The organism is Lysinibacillus sp. 1 U-2021 (assembly GCF_029916965.1).
Classification (GTDB): Bacteria; Bacillota; Bacilli; order Bacillales_A; family Planococcaceae; genus Lysinibacillus; species Lysinibacillus capsici.
The window spans coordinates 541,973-563,407 of sequence record NZ_CP123966.1; the positions used below are offsets into that span (position 1 = coordinate 541,973).

Annotated in this window: 22 protein-coding genes and 1 riboswitch; of the genes, 6 read left to right on the top strand and 16 right to left on the bottom strand. The window is 36.8% G+C overall.

Translation table 11 applies throughout. The features are described from left to right. Positions 1-41 precede the first annotated feature (41 nt). From QH639_RS02865 to QH639_RS02880, 4 genes are all read right to left on the bottom strand, one after another. Positions 42-410, bottom strand: a complete 369-nt coding sequence (locus tag QH639_RS02865; protein WP_048394973.1) for an ion channel — start codon at positions 408-410, stop codon at positions 42-44. 89 nt (positions 411-499) lie between these two features. Continuing rightward, positions 500-2,125 (bottom strand): S-layer homology domain-containing protein, encoded by a 1,626-nt coding sequence (locus tag QH639_RS02870; RefSeq protein ID WP_237898766.1) that lies wholly within the window; start codon positions 2,123-2,125, stop codon positions 500-502. A 109-nt stretch (positions 2,126-2,234) separates the two neighbouring features. Then, positions 2,235-3,401: an endonuclease Q family protein gene (locus QH639_RS02875; RefSeq protein WP_237898767.1), complete on the bottom strand. Its 1,167-nt coding sequence runs from the start codon at positions 3,399-3,401 to the stop codon at positions 2,235-2,237. Positions 3,402-3,473: 72 nt separating this feature from the next. Further along, a complete protein-coding gene (locus QH639_RS02880; protein WP_175400775.1) occupies positions 3,474-3,644 on the bottom strand; it encodes a hypothetical protein in 171 nt (56 codons plus the stop codon). A 181-nt stretch (positions 3,645-3,825) separates the two neighbouring features. Between QH639_RS02880 and QH639_RS02885 the strand changes: the two genes are divergently transcribed. From QH639_RS02885 to QH639_RS02895, 3 genes are all read left to right on the top strand, one after another. Beyond that, complete coding sequence (locus tag QH639_RS02885) at positions 3,826-4,404, top strand: TetR/AcrR family transcriptional regulator (protein ID WP_237898768.1); 579 nt, start codon at positions 3,826-3,828, stop codon at positions 4,402-4,404. Positions 4,405-4,478: 74 nt separating this feature from the next. Continuing rightward, positions 4,479-4,832 carry a DMT family transporter gene (locus tag QH639_RS02890; protein ID WP_131522342.1) on the top strand — a complete coding sequence of 118 codons (354 nt, stop codon included), beginning with the start codon at positions 4,479-4,481 and terminating at the stop codon, positions 4,830-4,832. Beyond that, entirely contained in the window at positions 4,832-5,146 is a 315-nt protein-coding gene (locus QH639_RS02895; RefSeq protein WP_131522343.1) for a DMT family transporter, read from the top strand. Before QH639_RS02890 ends, QH639_RS02895 begins: the two co-directional genes overlap by 1 nt. Positions 5,147-5,235: 89 nt before the next feature. On the opposite strand, the gene dapF is transcribed toward QH639_RS02895, so the two are convergent. The 3 genes from dapF to QH639_RS02910 are packed head-to-tail and all read right to left on the bottom strand — an operon-like array spanning position 5,236 to position 7,989. After that, on the bottom strand, positions 5,236-6,093 hold the full coding sequence (gene dapF / locus QH639_RS02900) for a diaminopimelate epimerase (protein WP_131522344.1): 858 nt from the start codon (positions 6,091-6,093) through the stop codon (positions 5,236-5,238). A 52-nt stretch (positions 6,094-6,145) separates the two neighbouring features. Beyond that, positions 6,146-6,937, bottom strand: a complete 792-nt coding sequence (locus QH639_RS02905) for a heme ABC transporter ATP-binding protein (RefSeq protein WP_237898769.1) — start codon at positions 6,935-6,937, stop codon at positions 6,146-6,148. A gap of 5 nt (positions 6,938-6,942) precedes the next feature. After that, complete coding sequence (locus QH639_RS02910) at positions 6,943-7,989, bottom strand: FecCD family ABC transporter permease (RefSeq protein ID WP_048394957.1); 1,047 nt, start codon at positions 7,987-7,989, stop codon at positions 6,943-6,945. A 147-nt stretch (positions 7,990-8,136) separates the two neighbouring features. Beyond that, positions 8,137-8,324, bottom strand: a riboswitch (cobalamin riboswitch). A gap of 154 nt (positions 8,325-8,478) precedes the next feature. Between QH639_RS02910 and QH639_RS02915 the strand changes: the two genes are divergently transcribed. Beyond that, positions 8,479-9,075, top strand: a complete 597-nt coding sequence (locus QH639_RS02915) for a biotin transporter BioY (RefSeq protein ID WP_131522346.1) — start codon at positions 8,479-8,481, stop codon at positions 9,073-9,075. Positions 9,076-9,177: 102 nt separating this feature from the next. Then, complete coding sequence (locus QH639_RS02920) at positions 9,178-9,747, top strand: YdhK family protein (protein ID WP_237898770.1); 570 nt, start codon at positions 9,178-9,180, stop codon at positions 9,745-9,747. A 41-nt stretch (positions 9,748-9,788) separates the two neighbouring features. Here the strand turns inward: QH639_RS02920 and QH639_RS02925 are convergent, their stop codons facing one another. The 6 genes from QH639_RS02925 to QH639_RS02950 form a co-directional block, all read right to left on the bottom strand. Beyond that, on the bottom strand, positions 9,789-10,490 hold the full coding sequence (locus QH639_RS02925; protein ID WP_131522347.1) for a response regulator transcription factor: 702 nt from the start codon (positions 10,488-10,490) through the stop codon (positions 9,789-9,791). After that, entirely contained in the window at positions 10,468-11,868 is a 1,401-nt protein-coding gene (locus tag QH639_RS02930) for a sensor histidine kinase (RefSeq protein ID WP_237898771.1), read from the bottom strand. The genes QH639_RS02925 and QH639_RS02930 overlap by 23 nt, the downstream gene beginning before the upstream one ends. 126 nt (positions 11,869-11,994) lie before the next feature. Beyond that, the gene (locus tag QH639_RS02935; RefSeq protein WP_281115641.1) at positions 11,995-12,537 is read right to left on the bottom strand and encodes an NADPH-dependent FMN reductase; all 543 of its coding nucleotides are present in this window, start codon (positions 12,535-12,537) and stop codon (positions 11,995-11,997) included. 63 nt (positions 12,538-12,600) lie between these two features. Further along, a complete protein-coding gene (locus QH639_RS02940; RefSeq protein WP_131522348.1) occupies positions 12,601-13,218 on the bottom strand; it encodes a nitroreductase family protein in 618 nt (205 codons plus the stop codon). Positions 13,219-13,287: 69 nt separating this feature from the next. Continuing rightward, a complete protein-coding gene (locus tag QH639_RS02945) occupies positions 13,288-14,271 on the bottom strand; it encodes a ring-cleaving dioxygenase (RefSeq protein WP_131522349.1) in 984 nt (327 codons plus the stop codon). 50 nt (positions 14,272-14,321) lie between these two features. Continuing rightward, positions 14,322-14,756: a MarR family winged helix-turn-helix transcriptional regulator gene (locus QH639_RS02950; protein WP_131522350.1), complete on the bottom strand. Its 435-nt coding sequence runs from the start codon at positions 14,754-14,756 to the stop codon at positions 14,322-14,324. A gap of 152 nt (positions 14,757-14,908) precedes the next feature. Here QH639_RS02950 and QH639_RS02955 point away from each other — a divergent pair, with 152 nt between their 5' ends. Further along, the gene (locus QH639_RS02955) at positions 14,909-16,903 is read left to right on the top strand and encodes a catalase (RefSeq protein WP_131522351.1); all 1,995 of its coding nucleotides are present in this window, start codon (positions 14,909-14,911) and stop codon (positions 16,901-16,903) included. Positions 16,904-16,954: 51 nt separating this feature from the next. Here the strand turns inward: QH639_RS02955 and QH639_RS02960 are convergent, their stop codons facing one another. The 3 genes from QH639_RS02960 to QH639_RS02970 all read right to left on the bottom strand — a co-directional run bounded on the left by QH639_RS02960 (position 16,955) and on the right by QH639_RS02970 (position 21,033). After that, positions 16,955-17,419, bottom strand: a complete 465-nt coding sequence (locus tag QH639_RS02960) for a YusW family protein (RefSeq protein WP_131522352.1) — start codon at positions 17,417-17,419, stop codon at positions 16,955-16,957. Positions 17,420-17,524: 105 nt separating this feature from the next. Next, entirely contained in the window at positions 17,525-19,732 is a 2,208-nt protein-coding gene (locus QH639_RS02965) for a YcdB/YcdC domain-containing protein (protein ID WP_281115642.1), read from the bottom strand. 128 nt (positions 19,733-19,860) lie between these two features. Further along, complete coding sequence (locus QH639_RS02970) at positions 19,861-21,033, bottom strand: glycosyl hydrolase family 18 protein (protein WP_481817318.1); 1,173 nt, start codon at positions 21,031-21,033, stop codon at positions 19,861-19,863. Positions 21,034-21,435 lie beyond the last annotated feature (402 nt).

The window sequence follows — 21,435 nt, forward strand, 5'->3', positions numbered from 1 at the left end:
AGTACAATGAATCGTCCAAAAGAATTCATTGTACTGCTATTTTACTTTTTCAAACGTTTTTTAACCTCTTCTTTTTCTTCTTCATTAAGAGAAAAATCTACGATAGAGCGTCCCAACATTAATAACATGATAAACATTACTCCTGTACCAACAATTAAATAAATCATTGTAAATACTTTAGAATAAGCCGTTGTTGGATATAGTCCTGTTTCGACTCCAGTTGGAATTAAGCTCACTACAGCAAAATACATGGCATCCAACCAATACCACCCTTCTGTCCCCTTATAGAATAGAGTTCCTGATAGAATGATTAAAAATAGTGTAGTAAATAATGAAAGGAACTGTGGACGTTTAAAGGACCTCCACAAACCTTTTCCTAATCTTTTAGCAGATAATATAAATGACAACATCCCATTCTCCTTTATCTAGTTAAACTTTAACTTCGTTTTTTACGAAAACGTCAAAAGGTAGAGGAGACAATCCCCCTACCTTTTAATGATTATTGAATGAGTAGCTGACTAAGATTGGTAAATATTTTAGCTGCTTGACCTCTTGTTGTGACAGCCTCAGGTGAAAATTTGCCTCCATCCCCTGTCACGATTCCTAATTCATACAGCATTGTGATGGCTCGTTTGGTTTCTGCATTATATGAAGCAACATCTACAAATGGCACATTGCCTTTTGCAATATACGGCTGATTAGATTGCTGTTCATAGGCGCGATGAATCATTAAAGCTAATTGAGCCCGTGTCACAGGGTGTCCGGGCTTAAATTTCCCATCTGTTCCTTTAATAAGACCATGTACATATGCTGCCGCAATTTCTGATTGGGTTGCTGCATCATAATTTGTGATATCAGTAAATGGTGCTTTTTCTTCTGTAGTTAAGCCAAGACTTCTTACAAGAATTGCTGCAGCTTGGGCACGTGTTACACTACTCTCAGGCCTAAATGTTCCATCTGTATAGCCATTCATTAAACCTGTATTTGCGGCTTTTTGAATATAATCTTTTGCCCAATGATTCTGTGTATCTGTAAAGCTAACTGTTCCTTTCGTAGTGAACGTTACTGTAGGATTTTGAACACTTTCATTACCAGCAGCATCAATTGCTTTGATAGATACATTGTAGCTTGTATTTTCTATTAAATCTGTGAGCGTAATCGTAGTAGTGTCTGCATTTAATGTTGAAGTTAATTTTCCATTCACATAGACAAGGTAATTTGCTATGCCTACATTATCTGTCGCTTCTTGCCAGTTAACCTTAACAGTTGTACGATTTTTTACATCTACTCCAATAGCCTGCGTGACATCCCATAAAGAGCTTGTTTTAATGATTGGTAAAAATGCTTCATTTGCTACCGCTAAATAACCAGCTTCACTTAAATGAATATTTTCAGGGTTTGGTAGATAGTTGGCAACATCTTTTGCAACAACATCATATGTAGGAACAAAAATAGCGCCCGCTTTTTCAGTAGTTGTTTTGATTGTTGAATTCAATGTAGCTAATAACAGATTAAATTGTTTTTGTAAGTTCTCACTATAGTATGGGAAGGAATTATAATAGCCCATTACATATACTTCAGCTTGTGGATTAATCTTTTTGATTTCAGATAGAATAGTAGCAATGTTCGATACAGCTTCTTTAGTAGCTTTTATGATAGCCACCGTGTCAATTCCCGTTGCTTGGGATTCTTTTAATATTGGCAATAGATCATTTGCCCCAGCTGTTAATGTGATGATTTCAGCTTCTTTAATAGAAGCTCGTAACTTTGCCTGTTCCTCTGTATAGCCAAAACCAGTCACTGTTTTTGCCACATCATTTTGTAGATCAGCTAAAATATTTTTAGTTGTGTAGCCTGACATAGCAAAGCCCTTATTAAAGGAAGTAAGGAAGCCGTCTTGTTGTAATGCCTGTGCAATAAAATCGGTATAGCCTAATCCAATTCCACCAACTTCATTCATCCCATGTGCTAATGAATCACCAAGTGCCACATAATCAGTTTGTACAACCCAACTTGGTGCTATATGGTCACCCTGCCCTTCCTCTGCACTAGCTGCTACAGGTATAGCTAATTGCAAAGCCAATACACTTGAAGCTAAAAAACGAAATTTCTTTGATAATCGCATTTACTCTCTCCTCTACTTATAAAATAGTCGTTGTTTTCACTATTTTACTAGAGGAATGATAAAAATAGGTTAAATTACAACAATCTTTTTGAAATATTTCATTTTTTATCTAATCAACCTGTATCTTTCCATAAATCCCACCTCCACCAACTTCAATGGCTAATTGACCCGTTCTCGCTAAATCGATTAATTGGGCTAGTTTATGTGGTACAGTTTGTTCAAGCTGGTCGATTGTTACACGATGCAAAATATTCATTTCTGTACCAAATGCCTCGATTAAACGTTCCATCATTTTAGGACCAATACCTGGAATAAAATCAAGTGGTATCTGATGAATGTAAGGTGGTCTATTTCGTTTATTGGGAAAGTCTTCAGATAGCTCCTGTATACGGGTAGCTACTCCCTTTATAATTTGAGTACTCCCACATTCTGTACAAATGGTAGCCTCTTTACTTAGCTGTTGACTACATTTTGCACAAACTGTTTGATGATATTTACCAAGCAAAGGATTTAGGCCATAATTGGCTATTACTGCTCGTCCCTCTTGCTCATGCAGGGCCATTTTTAATTCTGTAAAATTTGCTTCTGCTAATCGTAACTTTTGATATTCTCGTGCCAATTTTCCAAGCGAATGTGCATCAGAATTGCTAACGAATGTATATGCTTGTAATTCTTTAATATGACTTACCATATTTGTATCAGAGCTTAAACCTAATTCAATGCCATCAATAAGCTCCGGATCAAAGACTTCAGTTAAACTTCGACGAACCCCTTTGCCAAACAAGCTTTTAAATGGTGTAAATACATGTGCAGGAATAAAAATACCTCCTAATTCATGCACCTTTTGCTGCAAGGTCTTGCCATCACAATAAATACGCTGTGAACTTAAATGGATATTCTTCATATGTTGTGACATCCATTCTGAGAACAGCTTCATGAGCTCTAGTGTAGGAAAGTAAGCAAGCACATGAATAGGACCCTGACAATGTTGATCATAAATTTCGATCTCTGATCCGGGAATTAAAGTCGTTTCCTGAAATCGCAGACCACCTTCTTTAAGTTCTTGCAGTTCTCCTTGTTCAATCATCCTCACCATTTCTTCGATTACTTCAGGTGAGTGACAGTCAATGATCCCAATGATGTCTAATCCCTTTCTTGCACTAGCCGTCTCTAAAATTCGTGCTAATGTTAACGTTTTACTGCCAGTAATTTTCACTGCCCTTCCACTAGAAGTACGTCCAATATGAATATGTAAATCAGCATAGAATTCATTCAATTCAAACACTCCTTTAAATACATTCTATAAAACGAAAATACCTTACATTACTGCAAGGCATTTCTCACTTCATTATGATGGATGATTTGTAGTAGTGCTATTATTTGACTCAAAAGCGCCAGAACCGTGTGATGGTGTGGAGGAAGCATCATAGGCAACTAATGTTACACCAATCTTTTCTTCAAGCTCATTAATTTTTTCTAGTTGCTGCGGGTCTAATTGTGCAAACTTAATTTCTTTCATGGTTATCAATCCTTTCAATTATACAATTCCCCGAAATATAGAAAATATACTCTTACGCATAATTGTGGAATGACAAACGAACATTGGATAATAAAAATGACTGATAATCAGTCATTTTTATTGACATTATTTTTCTTATTCTATAACATAATAATTAAGTAAGGCAAAAGTGAGGGATTGCATGTCAAAAGAAGAAAAAATTATTCAAGCTGCCATTGAGGTTTTTCGAGAAAAAGGTATAGAAAAAACAAAGGTTTCAGATATCGTTAAAGCTGCTGGGATCGCTCAAGGAACATTTTATCTTTATTTCCCATCACGCCTTTCTGTTATGCCTGCTATTGCAAAAAATATGGTAGAAAGAATTATTGCTACCTTAGATGAAGGTATTTCAAGTCATAAGCCCTTTGAACAGCAACTTGAAGAGGTTGTGGAAATGATTTTCTTAATCACGAAAGATTATGGAGACATCGTTGCACTTATTTATGCAGGTATTGCGCAAACTGAGCATTTAAAAGAATGGGAAAATATATATGCACCCTATTATGACTGGATGAGTCATTTCTTACTATCTGGCCAGCAACAGGGAATGATACGTGATTCAATTGACCCAACACGTTCTGCTAAACTGATGATTGGTCTAATTGAATCTGCTGCTGAACAAATTTATTTATTTGATGATAGCAAGGACGAAACAATGAAATTGCTCAAGCTTGAGCTTATAGACTTCCTATCTCACGCACTTGGCCTACGTCACCCATAAAAGTGACGTTCTCTTTTACCTCAAAAATGACTGAATGTCAGTCATTACATTGCCTAATAGAAAGGATTTTATTGATGAAAAAAGAATGGATGTACGTCGTTTTAACAAGTTTATTTGAATTGCTTTGGGTATTTGGCTTTAACGTAGCAAGCTCATGGTGGCATTGGATAATTATTGTGACAATCATTGCTATAGATTTTCATTTCTTATCGAAGGCTTGTGAGAGCTTACCTACTGGTACAGTCTACGCTATTTTCGCCGGAGCAGGTGCAATCGGTACCACATTAATGGATATTTTCATTTTCGAAGGAGAATTTAATGCCGTTAAAGGACTGTTCATGATTATTTTATTATTAGGTGTGATTGGTCTAAAATTAGCGGATAATTCCTCTAAAGAGCAGGTGCAAACGAAAGGAGAGAATGTATAATGGGTTGGGTACTTATTATCTTAGCTGCATTGTCTGAAATTATAGGTGTGGTTGGCTTACGCTTCTATAGTCAGTATAAAACATTACGAAACTTAATGTTATATATTGGTGGTTTTGGTGTGTCCTTTGCCCTTTTATATACATCCTTCAACTATTTGCAGTTAAGTATTGCCTATGTTGTTTGGGTAGGAATTGGTACTGTTGGAGCTGTACTCGTAAATATCATTTTCTTTGGCGAATCCAAAAATCTATCACGTATTATCAGTATCATAGCAATTATCATAGGTGTAGCAGGCTTAAAAGCAGTATCTTAATGGCTTTACAATATAGGACGCCACCCTTAAATCGGAGGCGTCCTGTATTCATTTATTTAAAATGGCATGACGAAGAAGGATGGGAGTAATTAAGATAAAAATTCATAAATACCATCTGCAATAAATGCTGCAGGACCACGCATCCAGATATGGTCATTGTCAGCCCATCGTATGGCTAAGTCACCACCACTAAGTTGGACTACTATTTCTTCCCCCTTCTGACAAAAACCATTTAATATAGCAGCCACTACCGCTGCACAAGCACCTGTCCCACATGCCTCTGTTATACCCGAACCTCGTTCCCAAACGCAGCATTTTAATGCCTTCTCATGAACAACCTCTACAAACTCAACATTGCAGCGATAAGGAAATCTCATATCGTTTGCTATAATACCGCCTAATGTTCTTAATGGTGCTTGCTCGATCGCATTCACAAAAACTACAGTATTCGGATTGCCCAAAAACAAAGCAGTTACCATAAGAGACTGTTGGGGTAAAGGAAATATCTCATTGATGACAAGCTCATTTGGGTTTCCTAACATCGGAATGTCTTTGCGCAATAAGAGAGGTTTGCCCATATCGACAATCACTTCTATTACACGATTGTCTTGCACCACTACCTGTGCCAGCATAATCCCGGATTTCGTTTCAATCGTAATTAGCTCTTGTCGTACAATATGACGTTCAAAAATATACTTAGCAACACAGCGAAGACCGTTACCACAATTTGTCCCCTCAGATCCATCTTTATTAAATACACGCATACCACAGTCAGCAATTTTAGAGGGTTGGATAATAATCAATCCATCTGAGCCAATACCAGTATGGACATTGGCCATTTTTTGAGCCAATACACAAAAGATATCTTCCTTGTAATCATGTTGGAAAAGATCAAGATAGATATAGCTGTTGCCAATACCATGCATTTTCGTAAAGGCTATTTGCATACAGTCACTCCTTAAAGGATGTTTTATGTATCTAATAGAAGATGACACTTTTCTATATTTGGCTAAACCCCTTCGTGAACTGTTCAGGAACATATGTAAGATACGGCTTCCCTGTCATTGGATGGATTTGAATATCCGCAAAAACACCAAATACATCTTGCAGCACTGTTGGCGTAAGTACTTCCTCTGGTGTACCATGACAAACTATTCGCCCTTGCTGTAAAACGTAAATTTGATCGCAATACATAGCAGCAATATTCAAATCATGTAAAGCTGCTACTACGGTTAAATGCAAAGTCTGAATTAAATCCATAAGTTGAAGTTGATGTTGAATATCTAAATGATTCGTCGGCTCATCTAATATTAATATCTGTGCTTGTTGAGCGAGTGCCCTTGCAACCATGACACGCTTTTTCTCGCCACCAGAAAGCGAACTAAAGCTTCGTTTCTCTAAATGCGATATGCCCGTTTGCCTAAGAGCCTCTTTAACAATTTGAAAATCTTTCTCTTGATCAAGCTCTAACAGCTTTTTATGTGGGGTTCTTCCCATACTGACTAAATCATGCACAGTGAAATCAAATAATACGGGTGTCTCTTGGCTTACAACAGCCAAATTTTTCGCAATTGCTTTACTTGATTGCTTTAATATATCTTGCTCATTTAATACTACCGATCCACTTTCAGGTTTTAGGAGACGATACATATTTTTTAACAATGTTGATTTTCCGCTCCCATTAGGACCAATTAATCCAACAAATTGCTTTTCTTTTATTTGAATGCTTACATCATGCAGTATACGCTGATCGTAAATGGAGAATGATATTTGTTTCGCTTCTAATGTCATGGAAGTTAATCTCCTTCACCGAAAGAATAGTTGTTACGACGGAGAAGCCAAATGAAAAATGGTCCTCCACAAAAAGCTGTAATAATACCAATTGGCATTTCCTGAGGAGCAATAATAATTCGAGCAAAGGCATCTGCCCACACTAAGAATATTCCACCTATTAAAGCACTGATAGGTATTACGTATTTATAGTTTGAGCCCACAATTAAACGCACAATATGGGGAATAATTAATCCCACAAATCCTATAGAACCACTAACTGCGACAAGCACACCTGTTAATAGAGATACTAGTAGTATTAACTGAATACGGAATTGCTGAAGATTAACGCCTAATGTCACTGCCGCCTCTTCTCCTAGTAATAATAAATTTAAATTGCGATAGTGTAGCCACAGTAGCCCAAATACAATAAAGAATACGAAAGCTGGAATCACAATATTATTCCATTTGGCTCCAGCTAAACTACCTAGCATCCAAAACATAACAGCCTTTAAGGCCCCTTCTTGCTTTGACATCATTAAAATAAAGTTAGAGATAGCCGTTAAGATAAAGGACACAGCCATGCCTGCCAATAGCAAGCGGAAAATAGAGACACGTCCCCCAACACGTGATAAGAAAAAGACAAGTGCAATGGCAAGTAATGAACCAAGGAATGCGGATACTGAAAGAGCGTAAATACCTAAAAATGAAAAGGCTCCTAAAATAATCACAGAAGTAGCGCCGACAGCTGCCCCTGAAGAAATCCCTAGAATATACGGGTCTGCAATAGAATTACGTACTAGTGCCTGAATGGCTGCCCCTGCAATAGCTAACCCCGCTCCTACTATCGCTGCTAGCAAAACACGAGGTGCTCTTATTTGCCAGATGATGATTTCCTGAGAGCGACTCCAATCTTGCTCGATCGAATTTTGTATAAAAGGAATTTTAGAAAGAATAACTTTCCATACATATAGCGGTGTAACTGAAACTGAGCCAACCATTACAGCAAAGGTCATTGAAACAATTAATACCATGAAAAGTACGAAGGAAAATAACATAAATTTTTTATTCATCTGTTTTAAACTCCTACTGAATATATTGATGAATGAAGCAATAAAAAAAGGTATCCCATGCGAAAATGCGCATAGAAATACCCTAGATTAAACAAAGTCAGAAAAATATCCAGCTATTGTCCGTATTGCTTGCATCCTCGTGGGCATTACAGGTATTACTAAATGGCAGGTCTCCTGGCTTCGATTCACTATCCTATAATTGCCTTCCCATTCTTAAACAGTGGCAAATCATATTATAGGATTCCTCGTTACAGTTGCGGGACAGCGTCGGACTTCCACCGACTTCCCTTTTAAGTGACATTTAAAAATGTCACACCAATAGTATTTGAAGTTATAAAATGGTGACGGTTCTATCATACATTTTTATAGATAGATAGTCTACTTCAATTTAATTCAGCAATTGAGTTAACTTAAATAAACAATAAGGTTGACACAAATACATTCGTTTTTTACACTAGCAGTAATAACTTATAAAGCGAGGTGAAATTCATGGCAACTGTTACACAACATAGTCACCATAAGTTAAGAACTGTTGACATTACCTACATTGGGTTATTTTCAACGCTAATGATGGTGGGTGCTAATATCACTTCCTTTGCACCTTTTATGGTAGTTGGTGGTGTACCCATTACGCTTCAAACCTTCTTTGCAATTTTAGCAGGGCTTATTCTTGGTAGTAGAAAAGGTGCGCTCGCCTGCACAATTTATATGTGCGTAGGATTGGCAGGAGCCCCTGTCTTTGCTCGTTTCGGTGGTGGAATTGGCCAAATTTTAAGCCCTACCTTTGGGTTTATTATTACATTTATATTAGCTGCATTTGTTGCAGGATTGATCGTAGAACGAAGCGGGACAAAGAAAAGTTTTATCGTAGCTGCTTTGGTAGCAACGGCTATAAATTATTTGATAGGAACAAATTGGATGTTTTTTGCCTATAAGCTTTGGGCAAGTGCGCCAGAGAATTTTTCATATAAGCTCGCTTGGCTTTGGATGATTCCTCCACTACCAAAAGATATTATTTTAGCTATTTTTGCTGGTATCTTCGCCTATAGATTACAAAAAACATTGAAGATTATGCCCATTCAATAGTATATCTCCCCCTACTTGTGCTAGATATTTTTCATAGGTCATATCCATCGTTTCTGCACATTTATTTGCTACCTTAAGAGCAAATAATGAGGAGGATATCATATGAAATTCAATAAAAGATGGTCAGTCGGACTATTATCAGTGGTCACTCTAATTAGTTTAACGGCTTGTACAGAGGAGCAAACAAAACCTGCGTCCACTTCTAATGAAACTGCTGAAAAAATGGATCATTCTACAATGAACCATTCAAGTTCTGGCCATGTACCAGTAACGTTAAAAAATGCTGAAAACCCGAAATTTCCTGTAGGGGGCACAGCCATTATTACAGATGGACATATGGAAGGTATGAAAGGAGCCGAAGCAACAATAGTAGGAGCCTATCGTACAACTGCCTATGTTATTTCCTATGAGCCTACATCTGGTGGAAAGCGAATAGAAAAGCATAAGTGGATAATTCATGAAGAATTAATTGACCCACAAGAAGCACCACTGGCACCTGGAACAGAAGTAAAAACGGACGCAACACATATGGAAGGTATGGAAAATGCGACTGTCCTTATTGACGAGGCTGTGCAAACAACTGTATATATGGTTGATTATACTTCCACTACAAGTGGTGAAGCTGTAACAAATCATAAATGGGTAACAGAAGAAGAGCTTAGTTCAAAATAATAGAAATAACCTCTACCTTCAATTCTGGTAGAGGTTAATTTCTAGCTTTTATGTTCCATTTGCTTTCTCTTTGCAGACTTATGCCATTTATAGCCGATGCCCCAAACGGTTTGCAAGTAATCATCCGCCGGAAAACCACTTTTTCTTAATTTTTCTCGTAAATTACGTACATGTGAATCGATGGTACGATCTTCAATCGTTACATCAAATCCCCAAACGGCATGGATAAGGTGTTCTCTAGAAAATGCTCTATTTTGATAATCTAAAAATAGGGCGAGCATGGCAAATTCCTTTGGTGTTAATGGAATTGCCTTATGTTGAAAATATACTTCAAAGGACTCTCTATCTAAACAAAGCCCTTCAAAGTTAATCACTTTGTCTTCAGATATCGTTCTTCTTAATACAGCATGTATGCGTGCTAACAACTCTTCCTCATCAAAAGGCTTTAAAATGTAGTCATCTGCACCAAGGTTTAAACCTTTTACAATATCAGCGTGTTCTCCTTTTGCAGTAAGCATAATGATAGGAACATCCCAAAACTTCCTAATTTCCTGGCAAACCTGCCACCCATCCATCTCTGGCATCATAATATCCAAAAGAACTAAATCCACATGCTCTTCTTCTAAAAAATCCAATGCCTCTTGTATAGAAGACATTGCTTTACAAATAAATAGTGGTTCCAAATAAAGGGTTAATAAATCTAACATTCTTGGTTCATCATCAATGCATAAAATCGTTTTCATTCGTTTCTACTCCTTTAAATGACAATTCAAAAGTAGTCCCTTTATTTATTTCACTTCTAACCTTTATTTCTCCCCCATGTGCTTGTACAAGCTCCTTGACAATAGCAAGCCCAAGTCCAGATCCACCTAATGCACGACTACGTGATTTTTCCACTCGATAAAACCGATCAAAAATATACGGTAAATCCTTCTTTGGAATTCCTTTCCCTGTGTCTTCAACGACGATGCTTAAAATTCCACTGTCTTGTTTTACAGTAACTGTAGTCATATCTCCTGACGCACAATAGATGAATGCATTATTTAATAGATTAATCACGATTTGCTCAAGTCTTGCTTCATCTGCACATAGTGTTAAGCCATTATCACAACGTACAACCAAATAGATACCTTTATCTTGAAACGCGGGACTTAATTTTTCTTCAATGTTTGTAAAAAACGGCTCTAAATATAAGCAATGTTTTTCAATTACAAATGAATTTTCATCCATTTTCGCTAAATCAAATAAATCTTTAATTAATCTTGAAAGTCTATTTGTTTCTTCTATTATAATAGCTAAATACTTTTGACGATCTTGCCCTGTTAAATCCCGTTTAGCAAGAATGTCTGTATAGCCTTTAATAAAAGTTAGTGGTGTACGAAGCTCATGTGCAATACTCGATAAAAACTCCTTACGCTCTTGCCTTAGATGATTTAAATCATTGGATAAAAGCTGGATAGCATTTGATAAATCCCCAAGCTCATCTTTTCCATTCATAGAAAGAGCGACTGTAAAATCACCCTTACTCATTTTCAATGTAGCCTCTTTCATTTGAATAAGTGGTTTAGCCAGCTTGCGAGATAGAACAACAATGACTGCAATACTGACAAGACCAGATACAATACCTACGATGAGAAAATGCTTATTGAGCCGTTTCATTAATGCATGGATGGAATCGGTATTTTGAAACATAAATACATAGCCAATCGTTCCTTGCTGGTTTTGAATAGGGCTTATAGTCGCAATAGCTTTAACTTCTTGCCAATTGTCTTGTAAAACCCTTCCTTCATAAGGTATTTCCCCCTCCCCCTCTATCTCACGAATCAGATCACTGATTTCTTGATGTGGTTGTGAGGATGCAAGGATTGTCCCGAAAAAGTCAGTCACCACGACATCTGTACTTGCTTCTGATTCCATAAGAACGACATGTGCTAATGTTTCATTATTGAAGTTCTGTTCTAATATCGTACGATGTGAATTTCCTCTCGCTTGTAAACGCTCTAGTTCCTCTTCCACTCTAGAATTCGTCAGGGAAACATGCAAAAAAAACATCATAAAGGTCTCAATACAAAACAATGTAATGAAAAAGATAATACCAAGCTTTAATGATAATTTTCTCATCCGTAACCACCATTTTAGAATTTCTTAAAAGTATATCGTGAAAGTGTGAAGATTTCATGCAGAAGTAGCATCTTTCTAAACAAAAATGCCCATAAGTATATTGTATACTTATGGGTTAGAATTTAATTAAACGTATTTTTTTGCCCAACTTAAGAAATTATCAATGACTACGTCAAGGAATTTCACTGTTCCTTCATCAGTTAAATTGCCTTCTTCATCAAATTTAGTGTGAACAGCACCAATATAAACGTCATTGCCGCTAAGTAATGGTGAGTTAATGCCTGGAGAGAATAAGATATCACGTAAATGTAATTGTGCTTTTACAGTACCTAAGTTCCCCATTGATGCACCCATAATGATGGATGGTTTGCCAATCATTACTTTATCTACACGAGATAGCCAATCAATAGCATTTACCATAACCCCAGGCACTGTACCATTATATTCTGGTGTAACCCAAAGTACAGCATCTGCAGCTTTTACTTTTGCTTTAAAATCAAGAACTGCTTGTGGAGCCTCATTTTCAATATCTTGATTATACATTGGTAGGTCCTTTAGGCTTAATACTTCAAGATCTAACTTTTCTGTATAACGTTTTTGAATAAATTGAGCTAATTGCATATTATAAGATTCTTTACGGATACTACCTATGATTGCTACTACCTTCATGATGTTTCCTCCTAAATGTACATTATTCATAGTATTTGTATAGCTATTGTATTTTATACCATTTCAATAATAAATGGCAAATTCTTCAACTGGCTTGCGATACCCACGTAATCGACGACTGCTTTCTTTTTCTTTCCCAATAGTAATCATTAAGGCTATTTCATGTGTTTCTGGCACATTGAAAAGCTCACGCATTTTCTGATTATCAAAGCCAATCATTGGGCAAGTGTCCCAACCACGATTTTTCGCAGCTAGCATGAATAACATTGCAGACAGAGAAGCATTACGAATGGCTTCATCTTTCATGAATCCTTCACCACGATCCTCATAAAATCTTGTATTCTCTGCTACAATATCCTCTAGTTCGCCCGCTGTAATTATGCCTAAATCCACCATGCCCTGGCTTAGCTCAGCAGTATTTTTATATGCTTCCTTGTCACCTAGTACAAGAATTACACCTGAAGCTGAATGTACTTTATATTGACCATATGCTGCCTCTCTCACCTTTTCTTTCATATCCTCATCCAGCACAACAATATAATTAGCATGCTGTAGGTTAAATGCTGAAGGGGCAAGCTTAACATCCTCCAAAATAGAGCGTATATCTTCTTCAGTCATCTTAACGTCCTTGATAAAATTATTAGCAGAGCGACGCTTATCAATCAGCTTGGAAAATTCCATTTTTTATCCCCCAATACAGTTATGTATACATCCAGTAGGGCTTTTCTTTCCCAACTGGATGAAATGGTATTACTCATATTCTTTATCGAACATAATGGAACTTCTTACAGTGTCAATCGGACGAACAAGACTTTCAATCTGTTCTCGTTTTGGTTCTAAAAACGGTGGTAATGACAGTTTTTCTCCTAATGTTTCATATGGCTCATCGCCCATAAATCCTGGACCATCTGTAGCCAATTCAAATAAAATCTGCGGAGCTACTCGTGCATACAATGATTCAAAGAAATGACGATTTACATAGCCAGAAGTGTGGAAACCAAAACTTTCAAAGCGTGCAGTCCATTCATCTAATACCGCACGATCCTCTACACGAAAGGCAGCATGGTGTACAGTACCAAAACCTTGACGAGCAACGGGTAAGACTGTATTGTGCTCGACAATAATCTGGGCGCCATTTCCTCCATCACCTACTTCAAATAAATGGAAGTCTCCTTCTTCTGCAATCTCTCTAAAGAGCATTACCTTTTCTAATACATCTTTAAAGTATTTAAAATTAGCGACACGTACAAAAACTGGCCCTAAACCTGTAATGGCATACTCAAGTGGGATGGGGCCATCCTGCCAAGGTGTACCTGCTGCCACACCAGTATTGTACTCATCAGAAATTAACTGATAGTGCTGCTCATCAAAATCTACGAAAGATAGTGTTTTCTTACCAAATTGTTCTTTCATACCTGTATGCTTCACATTTAAACGATCAAAGCGCTTTATCCAATAATCTAAAGCAGCATCCGTTGGTACACGGAAAGAGGTCTTTGAAATTTCATTAGTACCATGTACACCTTTTGGGATATTAGGGAAATCAAAGAACGTCATATCTGTACCCGCACTACCCTTATCATCTGCAAAGAATAAATGGTATGTTTGAATATCATCCTGATTCACTGTTTTCTTTATTAAGCGCATTCCTAAAACATAGGTAAAGAATTTATAATTTTCTTCAGCACTACTTGTGATAGCCGTTACATGGTGTACACCTTTTAAATGATTCATAATATGCTCCTCCTATATATCTCGATATCGAGATATATATTTAAAATTTTTTATTGGTTAGTGGCGTTCTTGCCAACTTTTTTAAGTGATAAAATCATGTTGTCCAGCTCCTGAGCTTCCAATACTTCAAATATCTCATTTATTTTCTGTTCATGCTTAGGGAATATTTCCTCCATCAAAACCTGTCCCTCAAGCGTTAGTAATACATACGTAACACGACGATCTTTTGGACATGCCTTACGGTACACATAGCCCTTTTGCTCGAGCTTATCAATCACATAGGTAATACTACTGCTTGCAATTAATATTTTTTTACCAATCATTTGAACTGGTTGTTCTCCATGATGATACAAAAATTCAAGAACCGAAAATTCAGTTGGATTTAAATCGAATTGAAGTAAATCTCTTTTAGTTGCATCTTGAATCGTTTGATATGCTCGGAACAAGACCGTAAATGCTTTTAAGTTACGATTGTTTTGCTTCATACGACTCCCTCTTTTTACTTCGAATTTAATTATCTTTAATTCGAGATAATAATAACATATACATTTTTAAACAGCAAACAATTTGTTTCTTCATGTTTGCCATCTTTTCGTTCGGGTAGAAGGTAGTTGTAACTTATAAAGGAGGATTCTAAATGAAAAAAGATGTCAATCAAAAACAACAACAGCTAGAAGCATTCCGAGTAAGTGATAAAGATCAACCTCTCACAACCAATCAAGGATTAAAAATATCGGAAGATGAGCATTCACTAAAAGCAGGTGAGCGAGGACCCACTTTACTAGAGGATTTTCATTTCCGTGAAAAAATGACTCACTTTGACCATGAACGAATTCCTGAACGAGTAGTACACGCACGTGGCTCAGCCGCTCATGGAATTTTTGAAACATATGAATGCGCAAGTGATATTACAAAGGCACAATTTTTAAATGGAAAAGGAACTAAAACCCCTGTTTTTGTCCGCTTCTCTACCGTTGCTGGATCTAAAGGCTCTGCAGATACTGTTCGTGATGCACGCGGCTTTGCTACTAAGTTTTATACGCAAGAGGGCAATTATGATTTAGTTGGAAATAACATTCCAGTGTTTTTTATTCAAGATGCTATTAAATTCCCCGATTTTGTACACGCTGTAAAGCCCGAACCAAATAACGAAATTCCACAAGCACAAAGTGCCCATGATACATTTTGGGATTTCATTGCAAATAATCAGGAGTCTGCTCATATGGTTATGTGGCATATGTCAGATAGATCGATTCCACGAAGCTATCGAATGATGGAGGGCTTTGGTGTTAATACTTATCGCTTTATCAATGCCGAAGGAAAAGCCCATTTTGTTAAATTTCATTGGAAACCTGTACTTGGGGTAAAATCATTAGTATGGGATGAAGCACAAATCATTGCTGGGAAAGATCCCGATTTTCACCGCAGAGATTTATGGGAATCGATTGAACGTGGGTATTTCCCAGAGTGGGAGCTTGGTGTGCAACTTATTCCCGTTGAAGATGAATTCAAATTTAGCTTCGATATTCTTGATGCCACGAAAATATGGCCTGAAGAAGAAATTCCAGTACACATTCTTGGGAAAATGACCTTGAATAAAAATGTGGATAATTTTTTTGCAGAAACGGAACAAGCCGCATTCCATGTCGGGCATGTTGTGCCAGGCATTGATTTTTCAAATGATCCTTTATTACAAGGTCGTTTATTCTCCTACACCGATACACAGTTAATACGACTGGGAGGACCTAATTTCCATGAGCTTCCTATTAATAAACCAATTTGTCCATTTCATAATAACCAACGAGATGGCTATGGCCGACAAACCATTAATGTGGGACAAGTTAGCTACCATAAAAATTCCTTAGCCAATAATACACCACATCCTGTTTCTGAAGAAGATGGTGGATATAAGCATTATGAAGAAAAAGTTGAAGGGCATAAAGTACGTGCACGTAGTGAGAGCTTTAAAGACCATTTTTCTCAAGCAAGATTATTCTGGCTTAGTATGACAGATATTGAGAAAAAGCATATTATCGATGCCTTTAGCTTTGAACTTGGCAAAGTAAAAAATAAAGCGATTCGAAAACAAGTTGTAGACATGTATGCTCATGTCAGTTACTCACTTGCTTCAGCTATCGCTGAACGAATTGGTATAGTTCCACCTGTAGAAGTGGAAGTACCACATATTCAACAAACTTCTCCTGCTGTTAGCCAAGTAATCAATGCAAAGGAAAGTGTCAAATCTAATAAAGTAGCTGTAATTGTTACAGAAAATAGTGGTGAAAAATTAAATGAACTTATTGCTACATTTTTAAGTGAAGATATTGTAGTTGAACTAGTAAGTAATAAACAAGGCATAGTAAGCGGCTATGAAATTCACGAAACATTTGCTACTACCTCCTCAGTTCTTTATGATGGGGTTTATGTTACAGGAGCCTTTCAGAATTCCTACGAACAAGCAAAAGCAGAACAGTTTATTGAACAAGCCTATCAGCACTGTAAAACAATAGGTTATACGGAAAATGTTTTATTTTTACAGCATATAGCCAATAAACATGGGGTTGCAACCGATCCAAAATCTTTTGTTCATGCCCTTGCTAAACATCGACATTGGGTTCGAGAATGTAAATGAAAGAAAAGCCAGCTAACTGATTAAATCAGCTAGCTGGCTTATTTATTTTTATTATTTAATTCGTTTAAATTCCTTTTCATTGCCGTCTACAAATTCGACATCTACTTCAATGGATTGATAGTTATCTTCAATATTGAATACTTTGATTACTTGATCAATCACTTCATCATTAGATGTTGTAGAATCAAAATTCAACTGCTTAAATAACGGCTCTAATTTAGTATAAGCTTCATCGCCTTGCAGTTTTTCTTGTTTTCGATCATCTTCTAATTTTGCTTCTATTCCTGTTTTTTTATCCTCATATTCTACCTCATAAGACTCCGTTGCAGAGTAATCAACATCTAAAGAAAACTCTAAAAAATTAAATGTCACTTGGTCAGTTGGCGTCTCACCAGTCTGTTGAGTAGCATTCTGATCTGCTGGAGCGTTTGCAGGCACATCTTTTACCTCATCCTTATTACAGCCGTAAAGAATAACAGTCATTAAAGAAATCACTAAAATAAATTTCAATTTCAATTTATTCACTCCTTTCTTTACTTATTATTTCCCCATTCTTCTACAAACTAACCTAAAAAGGGCATCTCCTACAATTAAGGAGATACCCTCTTCATGGAATGCGACTTAATAATAGAAGTTACGATCCACTTTATTTTCTTGAATAGCTTTGGCTAAACGAACTGTTGAAACAGCCAAATCGGCATATGACACACTCTTGGTAGCATTAAAGTTATTTTGCTGTGTATCTATCAGACCCATCCCATTTGCTATTGCTATATAGCCTGTATATGCTGGATCAATGGACGCTGCATCCGCAAAGTTTAATTTGTAAATATCCTTATACTTTGCAACATTCTCCAATTGCATTGCTTTAACAGCCCATACCGCTAGCTCTTGACGAGTCAATGATTCATCTAAAGCGAATTGGTTTGCTGGCTGTAAAATTCCCATTCTTACAGCTTGTTCAACCACTACATATAATGGATGATTTTTATCGATATTGCTGAAGGTTTGCTTTTCACCATCGCCACTACCAAAATAGCCATATGTTAGAGATTTTAGTAGAATCTTTAATGCTTCTCCCTTTGTCACAGCAGCATCAGCATTAAAGTTTGCTATATCTTTTACCTCTAATACATTTTGATGTAAAAGATAATTTAATTCATTGGCTGCTGTTGGGTGTGAAATAGACGGTTTTTCTTTTGAGTCATCTACCTCATACAACCATTCACCAGTAATTGCATCAATCTGATTAACTAAGCTACCGTTGTAAGTTGGAGCATAGACTAGATCATAATGTTGTTTACCTTCAGTAGCTTGTTTTATATATTGTAGTTGTAATGTAAGGGCCTTACTATATGCTTCTTTTGCTTTATCAGCAGAGATTACCTGATTAAGAGAAGGCCAATTATTAATCTTTTGTTTATTAACATTCAGTGAACGTAATGACCCATCAGAGCCAATACCTACGTTTATTTCATCTCCAACAACCGCAATCCCGTTTACGATGCGTGGGAAGGAGAAGTAATAATCTTTACTATAATCATCATGGACAGGATCATCAATTGGCATCGAATACTCATGTAAATAGGATGGAGCCCATTGCTTTAAGTATTCAACAGCCTTTGCCAATGCAGCATCCTTAGAAATAGTATTTGTTTTGTCAGTGTTTGTAAAATCTCTCTTTAAATCGTGGTACTGCACGATTTCGCCTGTTGCCTTATTCATTTCGAAAGAGGTACCAGAACCACCATTATTGTACATATACGTATAATTTACTGTATAAACTGTTTCGCCATTGTCATTTTCTCTTTCATCAACCATATCAATCGTGAGCTTCGCCTTATCTTCATCCACCTTTAAGAAGTTTTTAGCAAATTCCTCCACTTCTGCTACTGTCATACCACTTTTTCTTGGTGGTAATTGCTGTGAGGATATTTTCTCAGCGCTTTTCGTCTTTGGAACTTGGGTAGAGAAGCCATTCGTTGTTTGCCATTGGCCCGTTAAAGCATGTACACCATTAAATCCTGTTGCTGGCATATAGACAAGCTTCACATTACGTTGATCGCTAAAATAGTCAACGTAATAACGAAGTTCAACCGCTAAGTTATCACTTACTTGTGCAACAATTTCTTCCTCATTTTTTTTCTGGCTTGAGTTATCAAATGTTGCTTTACCAATTGATTCTGTATTTCGATACATTCCTGTTATTTGACCATTAGCAAGAACATCTATAGTGATACTTTGATCGCCAATAAGCACTCCATTATAGGTTGGTGAATAAACAAATGAGTAAGTAATTGGTTGTGATAATGGACGATTGATGTCATTGTAATAACCGAAGCCATCTTCACGGAGTTTATAGTTTTCTATTTTCGCAAATTTTCCCAGGAAGTCTTCTGCAATTTTTTTGGCTTCATTCTCTGAATATTTTGCAGGATATACTGCTTCAGCGATATTAGCTGGCTGATAATAGAAATGTTCTAACTCTAAATCTTCACCTTTAAATGTAAAACCACCATAGACATCTTTACCATTTACAGTTTTATGGAAGTTTAAATCATAACGGACCGTTGTATCTTCTCTAAAGAAATGACCGCCACCAGAACTAAATTCATTATCAGCTACAAATTTGAACTCTTCAGGGAATAGTGCCCGTAACTTGTTAATTAGCATACCTTTTGTCACTTTTGTCTCTGTAGCAGCTAACTGTATTGCAATACGCTCCGAAGGTTCTTTCACATTTGCAGAAGCTTGTGAAACGGGTGCTAGCACTCCAACAGAAAATGCGGTAGTTGTTAAAATAATACCTAACTTTTTTAATTTACCCAAAATATCCCCCCTAAAATACTATTTAATATAATTATAGTATATTTATCCATAATTAGAAATGAAATTTACAGATTATTTCCTCTTTGAAGAAAATACATTGGGTAATCTGTCCCTTATACTTCATTATCTTATTTCTTTACCACATCAAAATTCGCACCAATTAACACCCAATTCTGAGGGAATGGTAGTCCTAATTTCCAATACCCAATACCACGAAGATTATATTGTTTTATAAGATTGAATTTAGCTTGAATAGATCTAGCATCTTCAAACCACACCATATGTGCCCTACCTTGCTCATCATAGTATTCAAAAAATGGCGCTTGGGCTCTCCAATCATACTGAATCGCTGCATTATAACGTTTAGCAATCTCAATGGCTCGCTGAGGACTAAGTGCTTCTGCAAAAGGTCCCCCCTGGACAAAAGGTAACGTCCAATCATATCCATATAAATTTTGCCCCAACAGAATTTTGCTTGCCGGTATTTCACTAATCGCATATTTTACAACAGCCTCTACCTCTGGGAGAGGTGAAACAGCCATTGGTGGGCCTGCTGAATATCCCCATTCATAGGTCATGAGTAAAACAAAGTCCACGATTTCTCCATGTGCCTTATAATCATGTGCCGCTGTCCATGGCCCTCGCTCACTATCACTGGTTTTTGGCGCTAATGCCGTAGACACTGTGTATCCTTGAGCATGGAATTTTTCAACAGCTCTTCTTAAAAAATTGTTATAGGCTTGTCGTTGATCTGCTGGCAAATTTTCGAAGTCAAAGTGGATATCTTTAACATCCCCAAGTCGCTTTGCTTCTGCAAGAATATTATCAAATAGTAAATCTTGAACAGCTGTACTTTGAAAAATATCTCTCGCTAATTCACCACTAAAACTAAAATTCTCCAAATTAGAAATAACCATTGCCATTGATGCTCCCGTATCATTTGCAATTTGTGTCACACCTTGGCTTGGTGGCCTCTGTAAAGTACCATCACGCCTAGCCTCATAGCTAAATAAAGCTAAATATGTTAAATTAGGACCCGCTTCCCTCGCTTGATTCAAGAGTGCCTCACTAACTGATGTTCCTCTCGGCTCTAAATAGGCTAATGTTTCTGCCCTTGTTCTTGGTGGCTGTGGGATGTATAATCTCGTTCCAACTGCTAATGGTTGATTGGGATTAATACCATTTACTTGTGCAAGTGTTACATAATTAATACCGAAACGTTGGCCAATTGACCATAAGCTATCACCTGGCTGTACATAATAAAAACTTCCGACAATCGGGATTACAAGAGCTTGCCCCACAACTAAACGATTTGGCTCTGGAATTTGATTGGCATCTATAATGCTCTGAACCGTAGCCCCATACGCCTGTGCAATTCCCCATAAAGACTCGCCAGCCCGTACAACGTGTATTTGAATGATTTTGCCTCCTTCTAGCTTGATAAAATCATACCTATAAAGCTTATGAAATCAGAGATAAAAAGATGTCTTTCAACAACTACACAAAAGTAGACCACTATATATAGCGGATGAATAGTATGCTGTATTATGTCACCTATTTAATACTAATGAGAATAATCTTCGTTTACGAGATTTCATGAAAGAATTTTCTTTTAAATACGTATGTCTAAAAAGTTACCTGAGTAATATATTCTGCTTCTTCACCGTTATTAGAATAAAAAAACGCAAAATGATACTTATCTT

Excerpts from the sequence above, each read along its gene's own strand:
- QH639_RS02945 (WP_131522349.1), bottom strand. The coding sequence starts at position 14,271 with ATGAATCATTTAAAAGGTGTACACCATGTAACGGCTATCACAAGTAGT.
- QH639_RS02880 (WP_175400775.1), bottom strand. The coding sequence starts at position 3,644 with ATGAAAGAAATTAAGTTTGCACAATTAGACCCGCAGCAACTAGAAAAA.
- QH639_RS02910 (WP_048394957.1), bottom strand. The coding sequence starts at position 7,989 with ATGAATAAAAAATTTATGTTATTTTCCTTCGTACTTTTCATGGTATTA.
- dapF (WP_131522344.1), bottom strand. The coding sequence starts at position 6,093 with ATGCAAATAGCCTTTACGAAAATGCATGGTATTGGCAACAGCTATATC.
- QH639_RS02955 (WP_131522351.1), top strand. The coding sequence starts at position 14,909 with ATGAAAAAAGATGTCAATCAAAAACAACAACAGCTAGAAGCATTCCGA.
- QH639_RS02895 (WP_131522343.1), top strand. The coding sequence starts at position 4,832 with ATGGGTTGGGTACTTATTATCTTAGCTGCATTGTCTGAAATTATAGGT.
- QH639_RS02950 (WP_131522350.1), bottom strand. The coding sequence starts at position 14,756 with ATGAAGCAAAACAATCGTAACTTAAAAGCATTTACGGTCTTGTTCCGA.
- QH639_RS02890 (WP_131522342.1), top strand. The coding sequence starts at position 4,479 with ATGAAAAAAGAATGGATGTACGTCGTTTTAACAAGTTTATTTGAATTG.
- QH639_RS02905 (WP_237898769.1), bottom strand. The coding sequence starts at position 6,937 with ATGACATTAGAAGCGAAACAAATATCATTCTCCATTTACGATCAGCGT.
- QH639_RS02870 (WP_237898766.1), bottom strand. The coding sequence starts at position 2,125 with ATGCGATTATCAAAGAAATTTCGTTTTTTAGCTTCAAGTGTATTGGCT.
- QH639_RS02915 (WP_131522346.1), top strand. The coding sequence starts at position 8,479 with ATGGCAACTGTTACACAACATAGTCACCATAAGTTAAGAACTGTTGAC.
- QH639_RS02940 (WP_131522348.1), bottom strand. The coding sequence starts at position 13,218 with ATGGAATTTTCCAAGCTGATTGATAAGCGTCGCTCTGCTAATAATTTT.
- QH639_RS02935 (WP_281115641.1), bottom strand. The coding sequence starts at position 12,537 with ATGAAGGTAGTAGCAATCATAGGTAGTATCCGTAAAGAATCTTATAAT.
- QH639_RS02865 (WP_048394973.1), bottom strand. The coding sequence starts at position 410 with ATGTTGTCATTTATATTATCTGCTAAAAGATTAGGAAAAGGTTTGTGG.
- QH639_RS02925 (WP_131522347.1), bottom strand. The coding sequence starts at position 10,490 with ATGAAAACGATTTTATGCATTGATGATGAACCAAGAATGTTAGATTTA.
- QH639_RS02885 (WP_237898768.1), top strand. The coding sequence starts at position 3,826 with ATGTCAAAAGAAGAAAAAATTATTCAAGCTGCCATTGAGGTTTTTCGA.
- QH639_RS02930 (WP_237898771.1), bottom strand. The coding sequence starts at position 11,868 with ATGAGAAAATTATCATTAAAGCTTGGTATTATCTTTTTCATTACATTG.
- QH639_RS02920 (WP_237898770.1), top strand. The coding sequence starts at position 9,178 with ATGAAATTCAATAAAAGATGGTCAGTCGGACTATTATCAGTGGTCACT.